The sequence below is a fragment of the Bradyrhizobium sp. AZCC 1577 genome (assembly GCF_036924575.1).
Lineage (GTDB): Bacteria > Pseudomonadota > Alphaproteobacteria > Rhizobiales > Xanthobacteraceae > Bradyrhizobium.
In genome coordinates this window covers 6949898-6971096 of the sequence record NZ_JAZHRQ010000001.1, presented here as the reverse complement: position 1 = coordinate 6971096, position 21199 = coordinate 6949898, and the positions used below count along the sequence as shown (strand labels likewise).

Genomic DNA, 21199 nt, shown 5'->3' with positions numbered 1-21199 from the left:
TTCCGTCATGGCCGGGACGAGCCAGCATGATGAATTCTGGTTCCTGTGCAGACGAGGCCGCGCTTGCCGCGTCCGGCGTGCGCTGATAGGACCGCCGTATGCGTGACAATACCCAAAAACCCAAAAAACCGCAGAAACTGAAGGCGCGGCTGCCGCGCGGGCTCGAAGACCGTGGCCCGGCCGCGATTGCGGCCACGCGCCAGATGGTCGAGAAGATCCGCGAGGTCTACGAGCGCTACGGTTTCGAGCCGGTGGAAACGCCGGCAATGGAGTTCACCGACGCGCTCGGCAAATTCCTGCCCGACCAGGACCGGCCGAACGAGGGCGTGTTCTCGTTCCAGGACGACGACGAGCAGTGGATCTCGCTGCGCTACGACCTGACCGCGCCGCTGGCGCGCTATGTGGCGGAGAATTTCGACGCGCTGCCGAAGCCGTATCGCAGCTACCGCGCCGGTTACGTCTATCGCAACGAGAAGCCAGGTCCCGGCCGCTTCCGCCAGTTCATGCAGTTCGATGCCGACACGGTGGGCTCGGCCTCGCCGGCGGCGGACGCCGAGATGTGCATGATGGCCGCCGATACGATGGAAGCGCTCGGCATTCCCCGCGGCTCCTATGTGGTGAAGGTGAATAACCGCAAGGTGCTTGATGGTGTGCGCGATGCGCTAGGCATTGCCGATGACGGACAATGGCTGACGGTGATGCGCGCGATCGACAAGCTCGATCGTCTCGGCATTTCCGGTGTGCAGCAATTGTTGGGCGAGGGCCGCAAGGATGAGTCGGGAGACTTTACCAAAGGCGCCGGCCTGAAGCCTGATGACATTGCATTGGTCGTTGGTGCGATCGAGCAGGGCGCGCGGATCGATGCGCGGCTGCGCGACAGCAAGGTCGGACAGGAAGGTCGCGACGAACTCGATGCGATCAGCAAGCTGGTGACGGCGTCGGGCTATGGGGAGGATCGTATCGTGATCGATCCATCTGTCGTGCGCGGTCTCGAATATTACACCGGCCCTGTCTACGAGGTCGAACTCACGCTCGAAACCAAGGACGAAAAAGGCCGCCCCGTGCGCTTCGGCTCGGTCGGCGGGGGCGGACGGTACGACGGTCTCGTCTCGCGCTTCCGCGGCGAGCCGGTGCCGGCAACGGGCTTTTCGATCGGGGTGTCGCGCTTGCAGGCGGCGCTGTCCATGCTCGGCAAGCTCGACACGCGGCCCGACTTCGGCCCCGTCGTGGTCACCGTGTTCGATCGCGATCGTGTCGCCGACTACCAGAAAATGGTTGCAGAGCTTCGCAATGCGAACATCCGCGCCGAGCTCTATCTCGGCAACCCCAAGAACATGGGCAACCAGCTCAAATATGCCGACCGCCGCAACTCGCCTTGCGTGATCATCCAGGGTTCGGATGAAAAGGCGCGCGGCGAAATTCAGATCAAGGATCTGATCGAAGGCGCGAAAGCCGCGGCTGCGATCGCCTCCAACCAGGAATGGCGCGAGACTCGTCCGGCGCAGTTTTCCTGCGCGGAGAGCGAGATCGTCACACGCGTGCGCGAGGTGCTGGCGCGCCATGATGTGAAGTGGGGCAACTGATTTCGTCATACGCGGGCTTGACCCGCGCATCCATCTTCAAAATGATGGATTGCCGGATCTCAAGCCCGGCAATGACAGTTTACCGAATAAGCAAGAGCAAAAGGGAGCACTACCAATGCCTGAGATCACCATCAGCATGGCCGCCGGCCGGACCGAAGAACAGAAAGTCGGCATGATGCGCGACATCACCCAGGCGCTGGTGAAGAATCTTGGCGTCGATGCGGAAGCTGTCGTGATCCAGATTAACGAGGCGCCGCTCACCCACAAGATGAAGGGCGGCAAGACGTTCGTCGAGCGCGCTGCAGCCGCGAAGAAGTAACTCCCGTCGTCCCTGCGAACGCAGGGACCCATAACCACCAATATTAGTTGTTGGGAGAAGCTGGAGCTCCAGCTCGCTGCAACAATGGCTATTTGTGGTTATGGGTCCCGGCTCAAGGCCGGGACGACAGCGGTTTTGCGGAAGCATCCATGGACGCACGCGACTTCATCAAGGTCGGCATGAGCGCGGAGCGAACGCTGGTGGTGCCGGCGGAACGCACGGTCGGGCATTTCGTGCCTGATATGCCGATGGTCTATGCGACGCCGATGATGATCCTGGAAATGGAGATGGCTTCGAGTGACGCCATCAGAGGCCATCTTCAGCCGGGCTGGATCACGGTTGGCACCGAGGTCGATATCCGCCATCTCGGCGCCTCGCTGGTCGGCGCGACGGTACGCGTCACGGGAAAGGTCGTAACCGTCGAGCGCCGCGTGATCCGCTTCGAAGTCGAAGCCTTCGAAGGCGAGCGCAGAATAGGCGACGGCCGCCACGCCCGCGGCCTCGTCAATGTCGAGACGTTCACGAAGAGGCTTGCAGGGAAGTAGCGGCGACCGCCGAACCGTAGGGTGGGCAAAGGCGCGCTTGCGCCGTGCCCACCATCCAGCATCGTGCTCGCGATGGTGGGCACGCTTGCGCTTTGCCCACCCTACGATTCCACTACTTCGCCAATTCCTTCGAGCGCTTCGTCGCCGCCGCGATCGCGCGGATCATCAGCGGCTGCAGGCCGTCCTTGGCCATCAGCACCTCCAGCGCGGCCGCAGTGGTGCCGCCGGGTGAGGTGACGTTCTGGCGCAGCGTGGCCGAGGCAAGTTCCGAGCGGTGCAGCAATTCGCCGGAGCCGGCGACGGTTTCGCGCGCGAGCTTCGTTGCAAGCTCCGCCGGCAGACCGGCCTCGACGCCGGCGCGCGCGAGCTCTTCGGCGAGCAGGAACACGTAGGCCGGGCCGGAGCCGGACACGGCCGTCACCGCATCCATCAGGCTTTCGTCCTCGACCCATTCGACCGAGCCGGTGGCGCGCAGCAGCGCATCGGCCGTGGCGCGTTGCGCGGCGCTGACATTTTTCGCCGCGACCGCAACCGTGATGCCGCGGCCGATCGAAGCCGGCGTGTTGGGCATGGCGCGAACCACCATGCCGCCGCAGACTTCTTCAAGTGCCGCAATGGTCGTGCCCGCCATGATCGAGACGACGAGCGTGTTCGCTCCGACGAAGGGCTTCAGCGCCGGCCCCGCTTCGCGGAACGTCTGCGGCTTAACCGCCATCACCAGCGTATCGACTGTACCCGCGTCCTTCGGATTGAGGCGGATGCCTTGCGCCGCCAGTGCTCCGATCTCAGCGGATGGCTGCGGCTCGATCACGATCACGCGGCTTGCGTCGAGCCCGCCGGCCAGCCAGCCGGTCAGCATCGCGCCGCCCATCTTGCCGGCGCCAGCCAGCGCAATGGTGCCATGGAGATTTTGGAGTGTGTTGGTATTCACGGTGTCACCATGAATTCTGCCGTCGTCCCTGCGAACGCAGGGACCCATAATCACCGGCGGTTTTAGTAAAGCTCGGGAGGGGCCACAAGCAGTTTGCTTGAGCCGTGAGGTCACGGAGTACGGGTCCCTGCTTTCGCAGGGACGACCCTGTGCGTGTGGAAGCGGCGGGACTTACGCCTCGCCCTCGGTATCGAACATGGCCGCGCTCATGGCTTCCACGGCGCTCTTTCCCGCCCAGACCACGAACTGGAACGCGGGGTAGTAGCGCTCGCAGGCGTGGATGGCGCCGGCCAGCATGACCTCGCATTGCGCGGTCGAGGCGGTCAGCCCGCCCGGCAGCAGCAGCGCTTGCCGGTACATGATCATGCCGGTGTGGTTCCAGATGTCGAAATGGCCGACCCATAATTGTTCGTTGATCGCCGCGATCAGCCGCTGCACTTCCGCGCGGCGTGCGGGGGGAATCTTCATGTCGAACGCGGAGGCCAGGTGCAGCGCCTCGATCTCCGCCATCCAGGTGAAGGAGAGCTGGTAGTCGGTCCAGTTCCCCTTGGAGACGATCGTGACTTCGTCTTCGCCGGAGCGCTCGAACGCCCAGTTGTTTTCGGCGGCGATGTCCTCGACGGCCGCGAGCGGGTTGTTCCGGGAATCAATAATGCCTTCGAGGAGGGACATGCCGTCTCGACCTTGTTTTTGAATTCTTCTGATACGCACCCAAGGGGACGGCACGCGTTGAACTGATGCGGCGCCGCCGACTGCAATCCCCCGTTCGCGGATCATCCCGGGGCCTGCCGAGCTCAAGTGATGTGATTTGCGGAATCCGCGCAACTGACCCCTGAGTCCGTCCACAGGCCAAAGCGGCGTCGTCCACAGTTGAACGCGGCCATACCTATTAATTTGAGAACAAACCGGAATCGGATTCGAGCGCTACGGAGTCTAAGACGCCGGAGGAAATTGGGCAGGTCCGCCACAATGGTTAATTTGTGGTTAATTTTCCCGGCATCGTCTCGCTTTCTCGGCCTGGCGCGGAGACGGCACATACTGAAGCCGTGCAATTGACAGCCGCGCGGGCCGGGGCGCATATTTTCGTTCGGGTGGATACGACCCGCTGCTTGCGCCCTGTTGAGGGTACGGTGAATGTATCGAGCCGCTTCAGGCACCCTTTGCCCAAGCGAACGAGTCAGTAACGCAAGCGCCTGACATTTTCTCGTTCGCCAATGCAGAGGATCCCATGCGTGATTTCCGCGATGCAAAGGCTATGGCGCACACCCTGCGCGAGGCCCTGAAGGCCAAATCTGTTTCCTTAACCCACAGCGAGAGCCTCGAACTGGTCGCGAGGACGCTCGGCTTTCCGGACTGGAATTTTCTGGCTGCGAAGATTCAAGCGAGCCAGCCGGCTTCATCGGAGACGCCGCGGCCGGCCACGGGCTTGAAGGCGACGCCGGCGCGGCCGGTGGTTCCGATCGTGCCGATGCGGGACCTCGTTCTGTTTCCGCAAATGTTTGCGCCGATCTTTGTCGGACGCGACAAGACGAAGCGCGCGATCGAGCGCGCTCTAGCGACCGATCGCCGAGTTCTCGTGCTTACGCAGCAGCGCTCCGGCGACGACGATCCGGCGCTGGATGCGCTTTACTCGGTGGGTACAACCGCAGACGTGATCCATTGCGTTGCGCTGCCGGACGGCACTCTCAAGGCCTTTGTATCCGGCCTCGAACGCGCTTTGGTCGTCAGGCGCAAGGAGGAAGAGTTTTTGGCAGCGGAGATTGCGCCATGCGTGGAGAGCCGCGGCCGGACGGCGGATGCCACTGCGCTGTGCGGAGCCGTCATTGAAGCCTACAGGGTCTATGCGAATCTCGATCATACATCGCTGCCAAAGCCGCTTCAGGCGCGTCTGCGGCTGCCCAGCATCGAAGAGCCCGGGATGTTGGCCGATTCAGTTGCACCATTGCTGTCGGCCGGACTAGACCAGCGGCAGCAACTCCTGGAAACCAGCGATGTGGTTACGCGGCTTGAGAAGATTCTCGAGTTGCTGAAAGCCGGTCAACAGGCGGCTTGAAGAACCGGCGGGACCGCTTTCGGATTCGTGAATGTTTCGCCGTGCATCGGTATCTCCCGGACCGTTCGCAAATCGCCGCTTCACTCCGGCTTGAGGCCGCCTGCGCGGACCACCTTGCCCCATTTCTCGGTCTCGTATGCGATCAGTTTGCCGAAATCGGCAGGCGAGCCCGGCATCGGGTCGCCGCCGATGGCGGCAAGCCGGGCCTTCATGCCGGGATCGGCGATCGCTGCGTTGATCTCCTTGTTGAGCTTGTCGACGATCTCGGCCGGCGTGTTCTTCGGCGCCGCGAAGCCGTACCACTGGCTGGCTTCATAGCCTGCCACGACATCGGCTACGGTCGGAACCTCCGGCAGCTCCGCCATGCGCGTGGCCGTCGTCACCGCGAGCGCGCGCAGCTTGCCGGTCTTGATGTGATCGGCGGTGCCGGGCGCGGCGGCAAACAGGATCTGCACTTGGCCGCTGATCAAGTCCGTCATTGCCGGCCCCTGGCCGCGATAGGGGACGTGGATCATGTCGACGCCGGTCATCATCTTGAACAACTCGCCCGCCATGTGTGGCGCGCTGCCGCTGCCGGCGGAGGCCATGTTGACCTTTCCCGGGTTGGCTTTGGCGTAAGCGATGAATTCGGCCAAGGTCTGCGCCGGCACCGCGGGGTGCACCAGCACCACCATCGGCACACGAATGACGCCGGCCACCGGCGCAACGTCGCGGACGAAATTGAAATTGAGCTTTTCGTAGAGCGAGGCGTTGACCGCGTTTGGTACCGTCGCCAGCAACAGCGTGTAGCCATCGGGCGCCGCATTCACGACGGCCTCGGTGCCGATATTGCCGCCGGCGCCGGTGCGGTTCTCGACGACGAAGGGTTGCTTGAGATGGTCGGCCAGCCACTGGCCGATCAGCCGCGCCGTGATATCGACACCGCCTCCTGCAGCGAAGCCTGCGATGATCTTCGTCGGCCGCGTCGGATAGTCGAGCGCGGACGCCAGTCGCGGCAAGGCAGGTGCTGCGATGAGCGCGCTGGCGACTTGAGGAAATTCCGACGAAGAATTTTCATGTTGAGCGTCCCCCTGTTCTTGGCAAACCTATCCTAATTGCCGCGGTTTGAGTAAAGGCAGCGATCCAGCAGGCCACATGCCCTGTTCCGGCGGCATGGGGACATGCCGATTCCCCATGCCAAAGAAGCTTGCTGACGCCCCGGCCTTGGTCATATCCTTATGCAGGTTGTCCATTCCGGGCGGCCGATGTTCTCAGGGCGGGGCGAAAATCCCCACCGGCGGTAAGGGTGACGTAGCCCAAGCCCGCGAGCGCCTTCTTCTCGCCAGAGCAGAAGGGTCAGCAGATTCGGTGTGATTCCGAAGCCGACGGTTACAGTCCGGATGAAAGAGAACGGTTTGCGGCGGCCTCGCACGTTTGCGCGTGGGTCGGCGTCGTTCCGTATGCCCTGATTCTGGTCCTGAAAGAGGAAAGCCATGAATCAGATGTTGCAAGAGCCTGAAGTCCAATCCCAAGCAGCCGAAGCCCATCACGTTCCTGACGTGCCCGAGCGTCCGCCGGCGCCGGTGCATCCGCGTTTCGTCAAGCCGCAGCGCATCGCCTTCGTGCAGTCGTCGTGGCACCGCGACGTGGTCGAGGAATGCCGCATTGCCTTTCTTGAAGAGATCGAAGCGCGCCATATCACGCGCGCGCAGGTCGATCTGTTCGAGGTGCCGGGCTCGTTCGAGATACCGCTGCATGCGCAACTGCTCGCAAAGACGCGGCGCTACACCGCGATCGTAGCTGCCGGCCTCGTCGTCGATGGCGGCATCTATCGCCACGAATTCGTCGCCGACACCGTGATCAAGGCGCTGATGGACGTGCAACTCAGGACCGAGGTGCCGGTATTTTCGGCGGTGCTGACGCCGCAGCAATTCCATGAAAGCGCCGTGCACCACGAGTTCTTCCGCAAGCATTTCGTCATCAAGGGCATCGAGGTAGCCGAAGCCTGCGCCAACACGCTACACAGCCTGGAGCGGCTGCGTGGCCAAGTGGCGGCGGGGATTGGGGGGTAGCAAGTCCACGTCATTGCGAGCGAAGCGACTTGTCCGCCGTAGCTCGAAGAACGAAGGCGGAAGCAATCCATCTCGCCACGAATGGATAGAATGGATTGCTTCGTCGCGGAGTTGATCATCGGGCCGGACGAGGGCCGGACCCGGTGGCTCCTCGCAATGACGAAGCAGCATCGGATTGGAGGCATCGATGGTCAACAGCTCGCAGGAATCTTCCGATTGGCTCGGCCTGTCAGGCCGCGTCTGCGTGGTGACGGGCGGGGGAGGTGGGATCGGCCGCGCCGTTGCTCTCAGTCTTGCCCAGGCCGGCGCCCGCGTGGCCGCGATCGATCTCGATGAACGTGGCCTTGAGATAACGCGCGCCGAGCTCGGCAAGCTCGGCGCCGATCATGTGATCGCGCGCTGCGATACGACGGATGTCGAGAGCGTCACCGCCGCGGCCGCGACGATCGAGAAATCGCTGGGGCCATGCAACGTGCTGGTCAACACCGCGGCCGTGCTGCGTCCGGGTGCGCTCGACGTCTTGACGCTTGCCGAATGGAACGCCGTTCTCTCCGTCAACCTGACCGGCTATTTTCTTTGCGCGCAGGTGTTCGGCCGGCAGATGCGCGCGCTTGGCCACGGCAGTCTGGTTCACGTCGCGTCGATCGCAGGCAGCAACGCGCAGGGGCAGAGCGGCGCCTACAGCGTCAGCAAGGCCGGCGTGATCATGCTGTCGCGGCAGCTCGCTAATGAATGGGGGCCGCACGGCATCCGCAGCAATGTCGTCAGTCCCGGCATGGTGATCACGCCGATGAGCTAGGCGTTCTACGATACGCCCGGCGTCACCGAGCGTCGCGCCGCAGTCGTGCCGTTGCGGCGGGTCGGCATGCCGCAGGACATGGCCGATGCGATCCTGTTTCTCGCCAGCGATCGCGCGTCCTACGTCAATGGCGAGGAGATCATGGTCGATGGCGGCTATGCCAATATGCTGATGAATTTGGTGCCGCGACCGGGATTTTGAGGAAAGGTTCGACTCCCTATCGTCGTCCCTGCGAAAGCAGGGACCCATAACCACAGGCGTGAGTTGTTAGGGGATTGCCGTCCCAGCGCAGCGCAAAACGATCATCGTGATTATGGGTCCCGGCTCAAGGCCGGGACGACGAAGAGTTTGCGATCAGTCGAACAGGCTCGATACCGATTCTTCCGAAGCGGTGCGGCTGATCGCCTCGGCGATCAGGGGCGCGATCGACAGCGTGCGGATGTTGGCAGCCTTGTTGACCGCCTCCGTCGGCAGGATCGAGTCGGTGATCACGAGCTCTTTCAGCCTCGAGGAGGCGATGCGCGCGGCAGCGCCGCCGGAGAGCACGCCGTGGCTGATATAGGCGTAGACTTCCTTGGCGCCGTTGGCGATCAGGGCGTCAGCCGCGTTCACCAGCGTGCCGCCGGAATCGACGATGTCGTCGATCAGGATGCAGGTGTAACCGGCGCAATCGCCGATCACGTTCATGACCTCGGATTCACCGGCGCGCTCGCGCCGCTTGTCGATGATGGCGAGCGGGGTGTTGATGCGCTTGGCCAGTCCGCGGGCGCGCACGACGCCACCGACGTCCGGCGACACCACCATGAGGTTGCTAAGATCAAAGCGCTCCTTGATGTCGCGCACCATCACCGGCGAGGCGAAGAGGTTGTCGGTCGGGATGTCGAAGAAGCCCTGGATCTGGCCGGCGTGCAGGTCGAGTGTCATGACCCGGTCGATGCCGGCCTGGGTGATCATGTTGGCGACCAGCTTGGCCGAGATCGGCGCGCGCGAGCCGACCTTGCGGTCCTGCCTAGCATAGCCGAAATACGGGATCACCGCCGTGATGCGGCGCGCGGACGACCGGCGCAGCGCATCGGTGATGATCAACAGTTCCATCAGATGGTCGTTGGCCGGATACGAGGTCGATTGGATGATGAACGCGTCGGAGCCGCGGACGTTTTCCTGAATTTCGACGAAGATTTCCATGTCCGCAAACCGGCGGACCGTCGCCTTGGTCAGCGGCAGGTGCAGCCAGTTCGCGATTTCCTGGGCCAGCGCGGGGTTGGAATTGCCGGCGACCAGCTTGATCGAGCCGTTCTTGGCCGCCATCAACGCTTCTCCTCGCGCCTTGCTGGATACGACGTTCAGCATATCGAGAAATCCTCGGGAACCGGCGCTTTTTTTACGAGCGAGGAGATATCAGGCGGGCGGCTCGGCTGGCAACCCGTTGATGTCGTTTTCCCGGTCAAAAATCGGCCGATACCGGACTTTACAGGGCTGTTTATTGGGCGCTGAAGCTGAGCGCCCTGACGCCGGCCGCATCCTGGGCGGGTACCGTTTCTTCGGCACTCGCGACCGCGGGACCGCGGCGCTCCGGGGTCGGCGCAGGCGCTGCATCCGGGCTTCCGCTGACCATGCCGGACAGACCGCTGAGGCCGGCCTGCGCGATTTTCCGCAACACGAGATCATCGGCCGCCGCCCAGGCGTCGCGGCCAGCCTTGCCGGCGGGTTCTTCGCCGGAAAGCCGCAGCGCACGCTGCTGGTTGTTGTCATAGACGTCCCAGACCCAGGCGATCACGGTCTTGCCGCGAACCACCTGCGCCGACAGATAGCTGCGCACGCGGTAGGATGCTCCGCCTTCGCGCGAGACGATCGACAGGTTTCGGAGTTTCGATTCGCTGTCGAGCACGCTGACCATCCGGTCGAACACCTGCGGCGGCGGACCGTCGATCGATTCGAACGCCACGGTGGGACCACCGCCCGCGCTCGGTGCCATCGCATACGAGCCGCTGGCCGCGCCGCCGCCGGCACAGCCACCGAGCGCGCAAGAAACGACAAGCAGCACCGCGGCCATCATGGCGCGCGGGATTTGCAGGCACGAAGCAATCAAGGTGTTCCTCATTGCCCCTGCGATATCGTTAAAATGTGTTAAGGTCTAGGGCAGCGCGTGGATAAGCTTGCCAAAAAGATTGCGTCCGGCTCGTCCCGTCTCTCCTTCTTGTTGCCAGAATTCTTCAACTCCGCAGGATCATCCATGCGAGCCTTTGTCCTCGATCGCGAATTTGCCTTCGCGCAATTGCCGGCGGCGCTCACCTGCCTGGAAGCCGGCCGGGCGCGGGGAAAGGTGGTGCTGCGGGTGAAGTAGGAATTACTCGCTCGCCAGCGCGATCGCGTGCACGTGGCGGCCGTAGTCCGGCTCCTTCCGGTGCACCGAGCGGCGGTAGCTGTAGAAGCGCTCGTCGGAATAGGTGTCGACGCCGAGGTCGTCGATCATCAGGATGCCGGCGTTTTCCAGCCGCATGCGGATGAAGCCGGCGAGGTCGAACATCGAATGTCCTGATCGAACCGAGGGAATGAAGAACATTGCATTCTTCGCGTCGGCATCCAGGAAACGTTCGACGAATTCGCTGCCGACCTCGTAGGAGTGCTGGCGGATCAGCGGGCCGATGGCGGCGACGATGCCGGAGCGGTCGGCGCCGAGCTTTTCCATTGTGTCGATCGTGGATTCCAGGACGCCGGTCAGCGCGCCCTTCCAGCCGGCGTGTGCTGCGCCGATCACGCGGGCGGCCGGATCGGCGAACAGGATCGGCCCGCAATCCGCGGCAGTGACGCTGATGGCGATGCCTTCGGTGCGGGTGACGAGCGCGTCGGCGCGCGGCTTGTCGCCCTGCCATGGTCCGGTCGCCACCACGGCGTCGGGCGAGTGGATTTGGTGCACGCTGAGCAAGTGCTCGGGCGCAACGCCCATCTGCTCGGCCATCCGGCGGCGATTTTCCGCCACATTGGCCGGATCGTCATTGGAGCCGAGGCCGCCATTGAGTCCTTCGTAAATTCCACCGGATACTCCGCCCTCGCGGGTGAAGAACGCGTGGCGCAGCCCGGGAATGGCTGCGAGCAGCGACGATCCGAACGTCATGCTTTTTCGTCTCCCGGTGCCGGCGGTTCGTCGCTGAGGCCTGCGACCGAGGTGAGATTTGGTTCGGTCACCGCAAGCACCTTGAACATCGATCCCATGCCGCCGCGGCCGCTGTCGGTCAGACGCCTGAGCGCGGCGGAAATATCGGCGGAAACTTCCGCCGTGGCTTTTCCCATCAGCGTGACCGCCCGGGTCTCGATGCCGAGCCGCTTGAGGAATTCGCCCTGCGTCACCGGGCCGTGAACGCGCGCGCCGACGTCTTCCGCGGCGCGCGCCAGCGCCTGGAAATCGACATGGGCGGTGACGTCGGCCTGGCCGGGATTTTTCAGGGGATCGGCAAAACTGTGCCGGGCGATAGCCTGGAAAGTATCGCCGGCGTCGCTGCGCAGATGGCCGTAATCGATGATCAGCGCCGCGCCGTCCTGGTCGCGCACCCGCGCCGCGATCTTCATCATCTCGCTATCCGGCCGCCATTCGAACACGGCGCCGATCGGGGCCGCGCGCACCAGCGGCGGCAGCAACACCTCGAAGCGCGGGATCGGGTCATCCGCGGCGGCGAATACCAGCTTGCCATTGGCATCGAGCTCGACGACGCGCTCGTGCCAGCCGGTTTCGCGCTTGACCACCTGATGGATCGGCAGCACGTCGAAATATTCGTTGGCGAGAATGACCGCAGGGCCCTCGGGCACGTCATCGATGCTGTCATGCCAGGTGATGTTGCGCGCCCCGGATAGCGTTGCCTGCTGCTTTTCGCGCAGCACCGGATTGATCTCGACGAGATGGATCTGGATCGATTGATAGAGCGGCGGCAGCACCCGGACCGCGCGGAGCGCGTCCGCCATCATGGTGCCGCGGCCGGGGCCGAGCTCGACCAGCCGCAGCATCGGCGGCGAGCCGATCGCCTTCCAGACCGAGGCCGTCCATAGCCCGAGCAGTTCGCCGAACATCTGGCTGACCTCGGGCGCGGTGGTGAAATCGCCCTCGCGGCCCAATGGATCGCGCGACACGTAGTAGCCGTGCTCCGGATGCATCAGGCACAGCTCCATGTACCGCCAGACCGGCATCGGGCCTGACGATCTGATCAGCTTGTGGATCTCCGACTGTAACGGCGAAAATTCGGTCACGGCCTGCCTTAAGTCGACTTCTCTATATGCTGCGGCGTCTCGCGGCGCCATGCCATCATGATCAGGATGGCTCCGGCAATGATCATCGGTACCGACAGCAGCATACCCATGGTCAGCCCGAGCTGGGGATCCCACAAAAATCCGAGCTGGGGATCGGGCTCGCGGAAGAATTCGCTGGTAATGCGCGCAAGACCATAGATCGCAATGAAGCTGCCGAGGATCAGGCCCGGCCGCTTCAGCGCGCCCATCCGGATCATCGCCGCCAGGATGACGAACAGCAGGATGCCCTCCAATCCGGCTTCATAGAGTTGGCTCGGATGCCGCGGCAGCGGCCCGCCGTCGGGGAACACCATGGCCCAGGGCACGCTGGAATCCGCCGGCCGTCCCCACAATTCGCCCTTGATGAAATTGGCAAGGCGCCCGAGGAATATTCCGATCGGGGCGACGGCGGTCGTGATGTCGCCAAGCGACAGGATGGAGATATTGTTCGTGCGCGCAAACAGCATCACCGCGGCGACGCAGCCGAGAAAGCCGCCATGGAAGGACATGCCACCTTCCCAGAGTTTGAAAATGGCGATGGGGTTCTGGATGAAGAAGGCTGGGTTGTAGAACAACACGTAGCCGGTGCGGCCGCCGACGATGATGCCGATCGTAACCCAGAGAATGAAGTCGTCGAGCTGCACGGGTGCGATCGGCGCCGGCCCGCCCCATAATTTCTCTTTCCTGATCAGCGCGCGCGCATAGATCCATCCGAGCACGATGCCGCAGATATAGGCCAGCGCATACCATCGGATCGCGAACGGTCCAATCGAGATGGCGACCGGATTGATTTCCGGAAAGGCGATGGTGAGAAAGGGCATCGGGCGGGAGGTCTATTGCGCGAGGTTGCGGCGATAGAGCGCCAGCAGACGCTCCCAGTGCCGCTCGGCAGCATCGCGGTGATAGACCGGCCGCTTCGGGAAAGCGAAGCCGTGATGAGTCCCGGGATAGATCTCGACCTCGTTGTTCGTGCCTTCCATTGCCTGCTTCACTTTGTCGATGATCTCCTGCGGCGCGTAGATATCGGTCTCGGCGCAGGCGAAATAGAGTTCAGCCTTGGTCTTCGATGCAGCCAGATGCGGGCTGTCGGGCTGGTCGGTCGCGAGATGGGTGCCGTAGATCGAAGCCGCCGCCTTCACACGATCCGGAAAATGCGTTGCCGCGTTGACCGCGTAGCGACCGCTCATGCAGTAGCCGACGGTGCCGACGATCTTCGTATTTGCGGCAGGTTGCGTCTCTGCGTAGGCGAGCAGAGCCTTGGTGTCCTCCATCACCATCGCGATGTTGATGGAGTTCATGAAGCCGGACATCCGCTTGCGCTCGGGCGCTTCCGGATCAGGCGGTATCGGCCCCAGCTCCATGATGCCGGAGCGGTAATACAGGTTGGGCAGCATCACGTAATAGCCCGACGTGCCGAGCCGCCGCGCCATGTCGCGCAGTTCCTCGCGGATCGCCGGTGCGTCCATGTAGAAGATGATGACTGGGAAGGGACCGCCGCGCTCAGGGTGGGTGATGAAGGTCGTGGTCTTGCCGTCCTTGGTCGCAATATCGATCTGCTGGTCGATCATGGGCGTTGCTTTTGCGTTGTGATTCTGGTGTCTGGCTGGCTGTTCGATACGATTGCAAGGAAACTGCAGCATGACAAGGCAAACGGCCGTCACGTTGGCGTTGAACCGCGCTCTTGAACGTTTCCCTTGGGATTGCCATTGTCTTGTCGTGACGATCAATTTGCAGCGACCGGAGCGTTTCAGATGACCCAGACCAGCAATCGGTTTTTCGACGAGATCGGCCGTTTGATGAATGACGCCGCCGGCGCCGCCCAGGGTGTCAAGCGCGAGGTCGATACGGTCATGCGCAACCAGGCCGAGCGCATCCTGCGCGATCTTGATGTCGTCAAGCGCGAGGAGTTCGACGTGGTCAAGGACATGGCCCGCCTGGCGCGCGAGGAGAACGAGGCGCTGAAGAGCCGGATTGCTGTTCTGGAAGCCAAGCTCGGCATTGCGCCGGCCACGCCGGATGCCGGCAGCATGGCGGACGGGTAGGGTTGTTACCCTCCCCTGGAGGGGTCCGAGACGAGCGAAGCTCGCTCGTGGGTCGGCTCACATGGAGCGTAGCGAAATGTGAGACGGGGTGGGGTGATCTCTCCACTCGGGCACTGATCGAGGGGATGGACCGTCACCCCACCCCGCCGCTTCGCGTCGACCCCCGAGCGAGCTTCGCTCGTCCGGACCCCTCCAGGGGAGGGTGCAAACCTAAGAAAAATCCCTTCATTTCCTTGTCATTTCGCCCCTTTGGGGCTAAAAGCCGGCCACGTCCGCAGCCCCCGCACCCCTGGAGGCTTGCTGTGGGACGCCAACGGGCCGCGATGCGGCCTTTAACTTTTTAGAAAACAAGGACTTAACACGATGGCGACCGTCAAGGAATTGAAGGCGACCGCGCGTCCGCAGAGCGGCAAGGGGGCCGCCCGGGCAGAGCGTCGCGCCGGGAGAGTGCCCGGAGTGATCTACGGCAACAACCAGCCCCCCGTGACCATCTCGGTCGACGACAAGGAACTGCGCCAGCGCATCCTGGCCGGCCGCTTCCTGACCACGCTGTTCGACATCGACCTCGAAGGTAAGAAGCACCGTGTGATTCCGCGCGACTTCCACCTCGATCCGGTGAAGGACTTCCCGCTCCATGTCGACTTCCTGCGTCTCGGCGAAGGCGCAACCATCCGCGTCAGCGTGCCCCTGCATGTCGTGAACGGCGAAACTTCGCCCGGCGTCAAGCGCGGCGGCACCATCAACGTCGTCACCCACACCATCGAGCTCGAATGCTCGGTCGACAACATCCCGCAGTATATCGAGGCCGATGCCGGCGCGCTGGAAATCAGCTACTCGCTGCATCTGTCCGACATCAAGCTCCCGACGGGCGTGAAGTCGCTGTCGCGCGAAGACGCAACGCTCGTGACCATCGTGCCGCCGTCCGGCTACGCCGAAGAGCAGAAGGCTGCGGCGGCTGCCGCGGCGGCAGGCACGGCCGCTCCGGCGGCGGGTGCCGCTCCGGCTGCTGCTGCCGCGCCTGCGGCGGGAGCTGCCGCTCCGGCGGCTGGCGCGAAGGCGCCGGCTGGTGGCGACAAGAAGAAGTAAGCAGCGGCAGGATGCCGCGTCATGCGCCTGTTTGTTGGCCTAGGTAACCCCGGTTCGAAATACGCGAACAACCGGCACAACATCGGGTTCATGGCCGTCGATGAAATTGCGCGGCGTCACGGTTTCGCACCGTGGCGCCGCCGCTTTCAGGGCGAGACATCCGAAGGCACGCTGGATCGCGAGAAGGTCGTTCTGCTTCGGCCGACCACCTACATGAACGAGTCCGGGCGCGCGGTTCAGGAAGCCGCGAACTTTTTCAAGCTCGGCGCCTCCGACATCACCGTGTTTCAGGACGAACTCGAACTGCCGCCGGCGAAAGTCCGCGTCAAGGTCGGCGGCGGTATCGCCGGCCACAACGGGCTGCGCTCGATCTCCTCGCATATCGGCAACGAATATCGCCGGGTGCGGCTAGGGATCGGCCATCCCGGCATCAAGGAGCTGGTGCACGGCCACGTGCTCTCGGATTTCGCCAAGAGCGACCGCGCCTGGGTGGAAGCCCTGTGCGTGGCGGTGGCCGAGAATGCCGGCTTGCTGGCGGCAGGGCACGACTCCTCGTTCCAGAACAAGGTGCATCTGGCGCTGCAGGCCAAGGGAATTTTCGACAAGGGTGATGATGGCGCGGCGTGACGCGTCGTCGACCGTCAGCAACGAACTTCAGGACAAGTTATGGGATTCAAATGCGGTATCGTTGGCCTGCCCAATGTCGGCAAGTCGACGCTGTTCAACGCGCTGACCGAGACGGCAGCGGCGCAGGCGGCGAATTATCCGTTCTGCACCATCGAGCCGAATGTCGGCGAAGTCGCCGTGCCTGATCCCAGGCTCGACAAGCTGTCGGCGATCGCAGGCTCGGCGCAAATCATCCCGACGCGGCTGACCTTCGTCGATATCGCAGGGCTCGTGCGCGGCGCCTCGAAGGGCGAGGGCCTCGGCAACCAGTTCCTCGCCACCATCCGCGAGGTCGACGCGGTCGCGCATGTGGTGCGGTGTTTTGAGGATTCCGACATCACCCATGTCGAAGGCAAGATCGCGCCGTTGGCCGACATCGAGACCATCGAGACCGAACTGATGCTCGCCGACCTCGACAGCCTGGAGAAGCGGGTCGACAATCTGACGAAAAAGGCCAAGGGCAACGACAAGGACGCCAAGGAAGCGCTCGACCTCGTCAACCGCGCCCTGGTGCTGCTGCGCGAGGGCAAACCGGCTCGGGCGCTGGAGCGCAAGCCGGAGGAAGAACGCGCCTTCGGCATGCTCGGCCTCTTGACCTCCAAGCCGGTGCTCTATGTCTGCAACGTCGAGGAAGGCTCGGCCAAGGACGGCAACAGCTTCTCAAAACAGGTGTTCGAGCACGCCCGGAAGGAAGGCGCGGTCGCCGTGGTGATCTCGGCCAAGATCGAGTCCGAGATCGCGACCCTGTCACGCGAGGAGCGCGCCGATTTCCTCGAGACGCTCGGGCTGGAAGAAGCCGGCCTCGACCGCCTGATCCGCGCCGGCTACCAGTTGCTCGACCTCATCACCTATTTCACCGTCGGCCCGAAGGAAGCCCGTGCCTGGACCATCCACCGCGGCACCAAGGCGCCGGCGTCGGCCGGCGTGATCCATACCGATTTCGAAAAGGGCTTTATCCGGGCCGAGACCATCGCCTATGCCGATTACGTCGCGCTGAACGGCGAAGCGGGCGCCCGCGACGCTGGCAAGCTCCGCCTGGAAGGCAAGGAATATGTCGTCGCCGACGGCGACGTGATGCATTTCAGGTTTAATACGTGAGAGGTGGGCGTGCCCCGGACGCAGCGCAGCGCCATAAGCGCGTTACGCGCGTCTTCGACACGCTATGGCGGTGCGCTGCTGAGCCGGGGCCTATGCCGGCGTGGGTCCCGGCTCTGCGGAGCAGCGTTACACGCTGCACCGCGTCCGGGACACGAACTTACCGCATCCCGCCCTGGTCGCGGATCGCGCCGAGATGCTCGTTGATGCGGAAGACGATCAGGATGAATTCGGCGGCGATGCGCGAAAACACCACGCCGACCACGACGCCGGCGATCGAGGCCAACAGTAGGACAAATCCGTAGAAGGGACTGATTGCCATGACGGACAAGCTCGACAAAATGCCGGCGATACCGAACAGTATGATCAAGCCGATAACCAGCCAGTAGAAAGTCTTGATAATCGTGGGCGTGATGAACCGATCCCACTGAAATAGATCCTGAAAATCGAGCATCGATGGTTCTCCGGCGACTCAAAGCCTGATCCCAGATGACACAGGGCTAGCCTCGAAAACTGCTTCGGGCAAGCCGGGCGAGCGCCGGCAACGGTACTCGCCCGTGGCGAACGAGCCATGCGGGTGGGCGGGTTGAGATTGCCGTAAATAACGGCCACAATCGGGCTTCCCCGCCGCAATCCTCAATCCAAATCCTCAATCGATGACAACGCTGACCTTCGAAGACTTCACGCCCGGCCATTTCGGCACGTTCGGACCGCGCCACGTCACGCGCGAGGAGATTTTGGCGTTCGCCGCCGAATTCGACCCGCAGCCGATGCATCTGGACGAGGTCGCCGCCAACGCGTCGATGCTCAAGGGGCTGTCCGGTTCGGGCTGGCATCTCGGCTCTCTCGTGATGCGGATGCTGTTCGACGGGTTTATCGGCCGCACTGCCTCGCTCGGCTCGCCCGGTGTCAACGAAATGCGCTGGCTGTCGCCGCTGCGCCCGGGCGATGACCTGACGCTGGATGTCAGCGTCGCGGAGGCCAGGATTTCGAAAAGCCGACCCGAGACCGGTATCGTGACCCTCAAGAGTACGATCCGCAACGCGGCCGGGGTCGTACTGTGCGAGATGGAGTCCCCGATGATCGTGCGCCGGCGCCTTGAAGCAGGAGCGGAGTAGCGATGCGTTTCTTCGAGGACATCGAGATCGGCGCGCAGCGCGAGTTTGGCTCGTTCACCTTCACAGCCGAAGACATCAAGCGGTTTGCCGCGCAGTTCGATCCGCAGCGCTTTCACCTCGATGAGGAAGAGGGGCGCAAATCCCTGTTCGGGGGGCTGGCCGCATCGGGCTGGCACGTTGCGGCGGTGTGCATGAAGCTCTTGGTCGCCGACGGCAAGCGATTGACGGCCGAGGCCGCCGCACGCGGTGAGAAGGTCGCGGTGTGGGGGCCGTCGCCGGGTTTTCGTGAATTGCGCTGGGTTAGGCCAGTGTTGGCGGGCGATACCGTCAGCTTTTCCAACCAGGTCGAAACCAAGCGGACCTCGGAGAAGCGTCCCGAATGGGGCATACTGCAAGCCCGCAATACCGGCACCAACCAGCGCGACGAAGTCGTGTTCTCGTTCCTCGCCACCGCGTTCGTACCGCGACGGAATGCAGGTTAATTGTAGTCCGGCGAAACATGGTTAGCCAATTGTTTCGTTAGTGCTTCGTAATCCACGACTCCACGAAACCGTTTTTTTGCTAACGCATTTTGAACTTTCTGCCTGCCAAATGCGTCTCAGGGGAAGTACCGAGGGGATGAAAATGGCAGATCGCAACGGCCTGAAATTCGTCGGCTTTGTCTTCGCAACCGTCACGATGGCGGTGATGCTCACCGCCACGATGGTGGTGAAATCCTATGCCGACGGCGTTTACACGATCGAGGACACCGCGTTCGTCCGCCAGTAGTTGCGGATCGAGCAAGCATAGACGCCGAATCTCAAAAAAGATTCAGCGGCTCCAGATCAACGTCATTGCCACGACCGCAAGCGTCAGCAATCCGACGAAGCGGATCACGAGCGTGCCCATGCTATGCGACGATTGCCGCAACGGCATGGAATCCATGTTGTCTGGCTGAACGTTTTGCATCGCCGGTGTGTCCCCAAAAAGGTGCCTGCCGCCAAGTGACGACATCCGTCCTTGGACGCGACCGTGCTTATAAAGTTCAGATCGAACACAGCCAAACAAAACCGCCGCGCTCCGGTACGGAACGCGGCGGAGTGTCAGATTTTTGCAACGATCAGATTAGGCGTTGCGCAGGCCGTCGGCGGCGCGCTTCCACTGCGTGACGTTGTCGGCAATCATGCGCGTCGACTTCATCGCCGCCTGGCTGAGCTGCGCATAGCCGGAGATCTCGCGCTGGACGCGCTGGCCTTCGGCATGGAGCAGGTCGCGGAGGCTTTCGAGTTCGGAAATCAGCTTCTCGATTTCCGCCAGCGAGGTGCCGGCGACGCGCTGGATCAGCGAGTTGACGTTGTTGACGGTCGCTTCGGCATTGGCGTCGATCGGCATGGTGTCCGGGCCCACCGCGGGCCGGCGCAGATAGGCGATATCGTTGCGAACGAAATCGCGGATGCCGGCCTCGACTTCGGATACGGCGGCGAGATCGCCGTCGACTTCCGGGTTCGGATCAGCTTGTTCGGAACGAATAGTGGCGTTCATCGGCTATTCCTCTGTTTCGCTTTCAGGCGAGCGCGGACGTCCCCCGCACGACGAAGTGGAGCGGGTCCCATCTGTCCCGCCGATTTTGTCCGCATCTTGGCCAATCTGCGGCAATGATGGTTCATTCTCTGGGGTGGTGCCCTTGAGGCCGGAAAGCGCGTCAAACTGGGACGATTTCGGCCCTCACCAGCTACGCCTGAAGCCCGCGCTGAGGCTCTTGTTGGCGGCACCCGAGGGCGTTTCGCCGATCGAGCCGGAGATGGTGACGCCGTCGAACAGCTTCTGCTCGGCGCCGACCTTGCGCAGCCACTTGTCGTCGGATGTCGATAGCGTCTGGCCGGCGATCAGGCTGGTGCCGGTGTCGGCAATGCTGAGCTTTACCGACTGGTCGGTCTCGTAGCTGCTGGCCGGATGGCCGACGATGCCAGGCACCGGCACGATGCCTTGCTGGATCAGGTTGTAGTCGTTCTTCAGGGTCAGCGAATATTGCTCGCTGATCGGCAGCGATTTGCTCAAGGAAGTGCCGAGCTTGCTCTGCTCGGATCCGGGATCGACCCGGGCCTCGACCGCGGTCGTGTCCCAAATCGAGCCAACGCCTGGGGCGGTAATCGCAGCCCACGCGGTGCCGGACGATTGCGGCAGGCTGCCGCCATTGGCAAGTTTTTCCGAGAGCAGTTCGGACGTCGTCACCGTGCCTTGCCGCGCGACCGTCATGTCGGCGCCGATCCGCGCATCCCAGAACGGCGAGATGGATTGCTTGACCGATACCGCGGAGGTGCCGTTCGGTCTTTCATTGGCGGACCATGAGGCATCCGCGCTGGCAGCGCCTTTCGACGAATTGCCTCCCTTCGGCGCCTGAAAGCTCAGGGTCGATGCATCGACGTTGAGCTGGCTCCAGTCGAGCTTTTCGACGTCGATGTCCTTCATGATGTCGGCATCGTTGACGCTGGGAGCGGCCTCGGCTTCTTCAGCCCGCTGCATCTCCGCCTCGTCGTCGATCGGCGGCGTTTGTGCCGCCACAGCCAATATCGAAGCCAAACTTACGCCGGCCACCAGCATTGGCAGCCGCGCCCAGCCAAATCGCATTTTCGGAATCATTGCCCGCCCGCATT

General features: G+C 63.1%; 26 protein-coding genes, 1 pseudogene and 1 riboswitch. Of the genes and pseudogenes, 14 read left to right on the top strand and 13 right to left on the bottom strand.

Annotation, left to right across the window (positions count from 1 at the left end):
* Positions 1 to 98: 98 nt before the first annotated feature.
* The 3 genes from hisS (at position 99) to V1278_RS32950 (ending at position 2447) form a co-directional block, all read left to right on the top strand.
* Positions 99 to 1583: a histidine--tRNA ligase gene (hisS, locus tag V1278_RS32960; RefSeq protein ID WP_334383604.1), complete on the top strand. Its 1485-nt coding sequence runs from the start codon at positions 99 to 101 to the stop codon at positions 1581 to 1583.
* A gap of 115 nt (positions 1584 to 1698) precedes the next feature.
* Positions 1699 to 1902, top strand: coding sequence for a tautomerase family protein (locus tag V1278_RS32955; protein ID WP_171710092.1), 204 nt, complete (start codon positions 1699 to 1701; stop codon positions 1900 to 1902).
* 149 nt (positions 1903 to 2051) lie between these two features.
* A complete protein-coding gene (locus tag V1278_RS32950; protein WP_334383603.1) occupies positions 2052 to 2447 on the top strand; it encodes a thioesterase family protein in 396 nt (131 codons plus the stop codon).
* A 112-nt stretch (positions 2448 to 2559) separates the two neighbouring features.
* Here the strand turns inward: V1278_RS32950 and proC are convergent, their stop codons facing one another.
* Entirely contained in the window at positions 2560 to 3426 is an 867-nt protein-coding gene (gene proC / locus V1278_RS32945; RefSeq protein ID WP_334383602.1) for a pyrroline-5-carboxylate reductase, read from the bottom strand.
* A gap of 123 nt (positions 3427 to 3549) precedes the next feature.
* Complete coding sequence (locus V1278_RS32940; RefSeq protein ID WP_334366782.1) at positions 3550 to 4050, bottom strand: YbjN domain-containing protein; 501 nt, start codon at positions 4048 to 4050, stop codon at positions 3550 to 3552.
* A gap of 556 nt (positions 4051 to 4606) precedes the next feature.
* On the opposite strand from V1278_RS32940, the gene V1278_RS32935 reads away from it, so the two are divergent.
* Positions 4607 to 5431 carry an LON peptidase substrate-binding domain-containing protein gene (locus V1278_RS32935; RefSeq protein ID WP_334383601.1) on the top strand — a complete coding sequence of 275 codons (825 nt, stop codon included), beginning with the start codon at positions 4607 to 4609 and terminating at the stop codon, positions 5429 to 5431.
* Between the two features lie 80 nt (positions 5432 to 5511).
* On the opposite strand, the gene V1278_RS32930 is transcribed toward V1278_RS32935, so the two are convergent.
* Positions 5512 to 6429, bottom strand: a complete 918-nt coding sequence (locus tag V1278_RS32930) for a Bug family tripartite tricarboxylate transporter substrate binding protein (protein WP_334383600.1) — start codon at positions 6427 to 6429, stop codon at positions 5512 to 5514.
* Between the two features lie 244 nt (positions 6430 to 6673).
* Positions 6674 to 6826, top strand: a riboswitch (FMN riboswitch).
* A gap of 77 nt (positions 6827 to 6903) precedes the next feature.
* Here V1278_RS32930 and V1278_RS32925 point away from each other — a divergent pair.
* Positions 6904 to 7482 (top strand): 6,7-dimethyl-8-ribityllumazine synthase, encoded by a 579-nt coding sequence (locus V1278_RS32925; RefSeq protein ID WP_247511783.1) that lies wholly within the window; start codon positions 6904 to 6906, stop codon positions 7480 to 7482.
* Positions 7483 to 7669: 187 nt separating this feature from the next.
* Positions 7670 to 8482, top strand: a pseudogene (locus V1278_RS32920) (SDR family NAD(P)-dependent oxidoreductase).
* A gap of 153 nt (positions 8483 to 8635) precedes the next feature.
* Here the strand turns inward: V1278_RS32920 and V1278_RS32915 are convergent.
* Both V1278_RS32915 and V1278_RS32910 read right to left on the bottom strand, forming a co-directional pair.
* Positions 8636 to 9589, bottom strand: a complete 954-nt coding sequence (locus V1278_RS32915) for a ribose-phosphate pyrophosphokinase (RefSeq protein ID WP_334384306.1) — start codon at positions 9587 to 9589, stop codon at positions 8636 to 8638.
* Between the two features lie 172 nt (positions 9590 to 9761).
* Positions 9762 to 10382: a hypothetical protein gene (locus V1278_RS32910; protein WP_334383599.1), complete on the bottom strand. Its 621-nt coding sequence runs from the start codon at positions 10380 to 10382 to the stop codon at positions 9762 to 9764.
* A 132-nt stretch (positions 10383 to 10514) separates the two neighbouring features.
* Between V1278_RS32910 and V1278_RS32905 the strand changes: the two genes are divergently transcribed.
* On the top strand, positions 10515 to 10625 hold the full coding sequence (locus tag V1278_RS32905) for a zinc-binding dehydrogenase (RefSeq protein WP_334383598.1): 111 nt from the start codon (positions 10515 to 10517) through the stop codon (positions 10623 to 10625).
* A 3-nt stretch (positions 10626 to 10628) separates the two neighbouring features.
* On the opposite strand, the gene pgeF is transcribed toward V1278_RS32905, so the two are convergent.
* Genes pgeF through V1278_RS32885 form a run of 4 tightly spaced genes read right to left on the bottom strand, consistent with a single transcriptional unit; the run spans position 10629 to position 14127 of the window.
* Positions 10629 to 11396 (bottom strand): peptidoglycan editing factor PgeF, encoded by a 768-nt coding sequence (pgeF, locus tag V1278_RS32900; protein WP_334383597.1) that lies wholly within the window; start codon positions 11394 to 11396, stop codon positions 10629 to 10631.
* Complete coding sequence (locus V1278_RS32895) at positions 11393 to 12520, bottom strand: class I SAM-dependent methyltransferase (RefSeq protein ID WP_334383596.1); 1128 nt, start codon at positions 12518 to 12520, stop codon at positions 11393 to 11395. The genes pgeF and V1278_RS32895 overlap by 4 nt, the downstream gene beginning before the upstream one ends.
* Positions 12521 to 12528: 8 nt before the next feature.
* A complete protein-coding gene (gene lgt, locus V1278_RS32890; protein ID WP_334383595.1) occupies positions 12529 to 13380 on the bottom strand; it encodes a prolipoprotein diacylglyceryl transferase in 852 nt (283 codons plus the stop codon).
* A gap of 12 nt (positions 13381 to 13392) precedes the next feature.
* On the bottom strand, positions 13393 to 14127 hold the full coding sequence (locus V1278_RS32885; RefSeq protein ID WP_334383594.1) for a dienelactone hydrolase family protein: 735 nt from the start codon (positions 14125 to 14127) through the stop codon (positions 13393 to 13395).
* A 183-nt stretch (positions 14128 to 14310) separates the two neighbouring features.
* Between V1278_RS32885 and V1278_RS32880 the strand changes: the two genes are divergently transcribed.
* The 4 genes from V1278_RS32880 (at position 14311) to ychF (ending at position 17451) form a co-directional block, all read left to right on the top strand.
* Positions 14311 to 14601, top strand: coding sequence for an accessory factor UbiK family protein (locus tag V1278_RS32880; protein WP_065743541.1), 291 nt, complete (start codon positions 14311 to 14313; stop codon positions 14599 to 14601).
* 363 nt (positions 14602 to 14964) lie between these two features.
* Entirely contained in the window at positions 14965 to 15687 is a 723-nt protein-coding gene (locus V1278_RS32875) for a 50S ribosomal protein L25/general stress protein Ctc (protein ID WP_334366795.1), read from the top strand.
* A gap of 21 nt (positions 15688 to 15708) precedes the next feature.
* Positions 15709 to 16314 (top strand): aminoacyl-tRNA hydrolase, encoded by a 606-nt coding sequence (pth, locus tag V1278_RS32870; RefSeq protein ID WP_334383593.1) that lies wholly within the window; start codon positions 15709 to 15711, stop codon positions 16312 to 16314.
* A 39-nt stretch (positions 16315 to 16353) separates the two neighbouring features.
* On the top strand, positions 16354 to 17451 hold the full coding sequence (ychF, locus tag V1278_RS32865) for a redox-regulated ATPase YchF (RefSeq protein WP_334383592.1): 1098 nt from the start codon (positions 16354 to 16356) through the stop codon (positions 17449 to 17451).
* A 157-nt stretch (positions 17452 to 17608) separates the two neighbouring features.
* Here the strand turns inward: ychF and V1278_RS32860 are convergent, their stop codons facing one another.
* Entirely contained in the window at positions 17609 to 17902 is a 294-nt protein-coding gene (locus tag V1278_RS32860) for a DUF4282 domain-containing protein (protein ID WP_334383591.1), read from the bottom strand.
* Positions 17903 to 18104: 202 nt separating this feature from the next.
* On the opposite strand from V1278_RS32860, the gene V1278_RS32855 reads away from it, so the two are divergent.
* From V1278_RS32855 to V1278_RS32845, 3 genes are all read left to right on the top strand, one after another.
* Complete coding sequence (locus V1278_RS32855) at positions 18105 to 18566, top strand: MaoC family dehydratase (RefSeq protein WP_334383590.1); 462 nt, start codon at positions 18105 to 18107, stop codon at positions 18564 to 18566.
* Positions 18567 to 18568: 2 nt separating this feature from the next.
* A complete protein-coding gene (locus V1278_RS32850) occupies positions 18569 to 19048 on the top strand; it encodes a MaoC family dehydratase (protein ID WP_334383589.1) in 480 nt (159 codons plus the stop codon).
* Positions 19049 to 19190: 142 nt separating this feature from the next.
* Positions 19191 to 19334, top strand: a complete 144-nt coding sequence (locus V1278_RS32845; protein ID WP_028350761.1) for a hypothetical protein — start codon at positions 19191 to 19193, stop codon at positions 19332 to 19334.
* A 42-nt stretch (positions 19335 to 19376) separates the two neighbouring features.
* On the opposite strand, the gene V1278_RS32840 is transcribed toward V1278_RS32845, so the two are convergent.
* From V1278_RS32840 to V1278_RS32830, 3 genes are all read right to left on the bottom strand, one after another.
* Positions 19377 to 19514 (bottom strand): hypothetical protein, encoded by a 138-nt coding sequence (locus tag V1278_RS32840; RefSeq protein WP_156908851.1) that lies wholly within the window; start codon positions 19512 to 19514, stop codon positions 19377 to 19379.
* A gap of 156 nt (positions 19515 to 19670) precedes the next feature.
* On the bottom strand, positions 19671 to 20087 hold the full coding sequence (locus V1278_RS32835) for a hypothetical protein (RefSeq protein WP_334366800.1): 417 nt from the start codon (positions 20085 to 20087) through the stop codon (positions 19671 to 19673).
* Between the two features lie 183 nt (positions 20088 to 20270).
* Entirely contained in the window at positions 20271 to 21173 is a 903-nt protein-coding gene (locus tag V1278_RS32830; protein ID WP_334383588.1) for a hypothetical protein, read from the bottom strand.
* Positions 21174 to 21199 lie beyond the last annotated feature (26 nt).

Bases quoted from the DNA above. Each gene is read 5' to 3' on its own strand.
- pth (WP_334383593.1), top strand. From the start codon at position 15,709: ATGCGCCTGTTTGTTGGCCTAGGTAACCCCGGTTCGAAATACGCGAAC.
- pgeF (WP_334383597.1), bottom strand. From the start codon at position 11,396: ATGACGTTCGGATCGTCGCTGCTCGCAGCCATTCCCGGGCTGCGCCAC.
- V1278_RS32915 (WP_334384306.1), bottom strand. From the start codon at position 9,589: ATGGCGGCCAAGAACGGCTCGATCAAGCTGGTCGCCGGCAATTCCAAC.
- V1278_RS32905 (WP_334383598.1), top strand. From the start codon at position 10,515: ATGCGAGCCTTTGTCCTCGATCGCGAATTTGCCTTCGCGCAATTGCCG.
- V1278_RS32950 (WP_334383603.1), top strand. From the start codon at position 2,052: ATGGACGCACGCGACTTCATCAAGGTCGGCATGAGCGCGGAGCGAACG.
- V1278_RS32850 (WP_334383589.1), top strand. From the start codon at position 18,569: ATGCGTTTCTTCGAGGACATCGAGATCGGCGCGCAGCGCGAGTTTGGC.
- V1278_RS32835 (WP_334366800.1), bottom strand. From the start codon at position 20,087: ATGAACGCCACTATTCGTTCCGAACAAGCTGATCCGAACCCGGAAGTC.
- V1278_RS32845 (WP_028350761.1), top strand. From the start codon at position 19,191: ATGGCAGATCGCAACGGCCTGAAATTCGTCGGCTTTGTCTTCGCAACC.
- V1278_RS32830 (WP_334383588.1), bottom strand. From the start codon at position 21,173: ATGCGATTTGGCTGGGCGCGGCTGCCAATGCTGGTGGCCGGCGTAAGT.
- V1278_RS32860 (WP_334383591.1), bottom strand. From the start codon at position 17,902: ATGCTCGATTTTCAGGATCTATTTCAGTGGGATCGGTTCATCACGCCC.
- V1278_RS32925 (WP_247511783.1), top strand. From the start codon at position 6,904: ATGAATCAGATGTTGCAAGAGCCTGAAGTCCAATCCCAAGCAGCCGAA.
- V1278_RS32910 (WP_334383599.1), bottom strand. From the start codon at position 10,382: ATGAGGAACACCTTGATTGCTTCGTGCCTGCAAATCCCGCGCGCCATG.
- lgt (WP_334383595.1), bottom strand. From the start codon at position 13,380: ATGCCCTTTCTCACCATCGCCTTTCCGGAAATCAATCCGGTCGCCATC.
- V1278_RS32840 (WP_156908851.1), bottom strand. From the start codon at position 19,514: ATGCAAAACGTTCAGCCAGACAACATGGATTCCATGCCGTTGCGGCAA.
- V1278_RS32875 (WP_334366795.1), top strand. From the start codon at position 14,965: ATGGCGACCGTCAAGGAATTGAAGGCGACCGCGCGTCCGCAGAGCGGC.
- V1278_RS32885 (WP_334383594.1), bottom strand. From the start codon at position 14,127: ATGATCGACCAGCAGATCGATATTGCGACCAAGGACGGCAAGACCACG.
- V1278_RS32880 (WP_065743541.1), top strand. From the start codon at position 14,311: ATGACCCAGACCAGCAATCGGTTTTTCGACGAGATCGGCCGTTTGATG.
- V1278_RS32955 (WP_171710092.1), top strand. From the start codon at position 1,699: ATGCCTGAGATCACCATCAGCATGGCCGCCGGCCGGACCGAAGAACAG.
- V1278_RS32940 (WP_334366782.1), bottom strand. From the start codon at position 4,050: ATGTCCCTCCTCGAAGGCATTATTGATTCCCGGAACAACCCGCTCGCG.
- hisS (WP_334383604.1), top strand. From the start codon at position 99: ATGCGTGACAATACCCAAAAACCCAAAAAACCGCAGAAACTGAAGGCG.
- V1278_RS32855 (WP_334383590.1), top strand. From the start codon at position 18,105: ATGACAACGCTGACCTTCGAAGACTTCACGCCCGGCCATTTCGGCACG.
- ychF (WP_334383592.1), top strand. From the start codon at position 16,354: ATGGGATTCAAATGCGGTATCGTTGGCCTGCCCAATGTCGGCAAGTCG.
- proC (WP_334383602.1), bottom strand. From the start codon at position 3,426: ATGGGTCCCTGCGTTCGCAGGGACGACGGCAGAATTCATGGTGACACC.
- V1278_RS32935 (WP_334383601.1), top strand. From the start codon at position 4,607: ATGCGTGATTTCCGCGATGCAAAGGCTATGGCGCACACCCTGCGCGAG.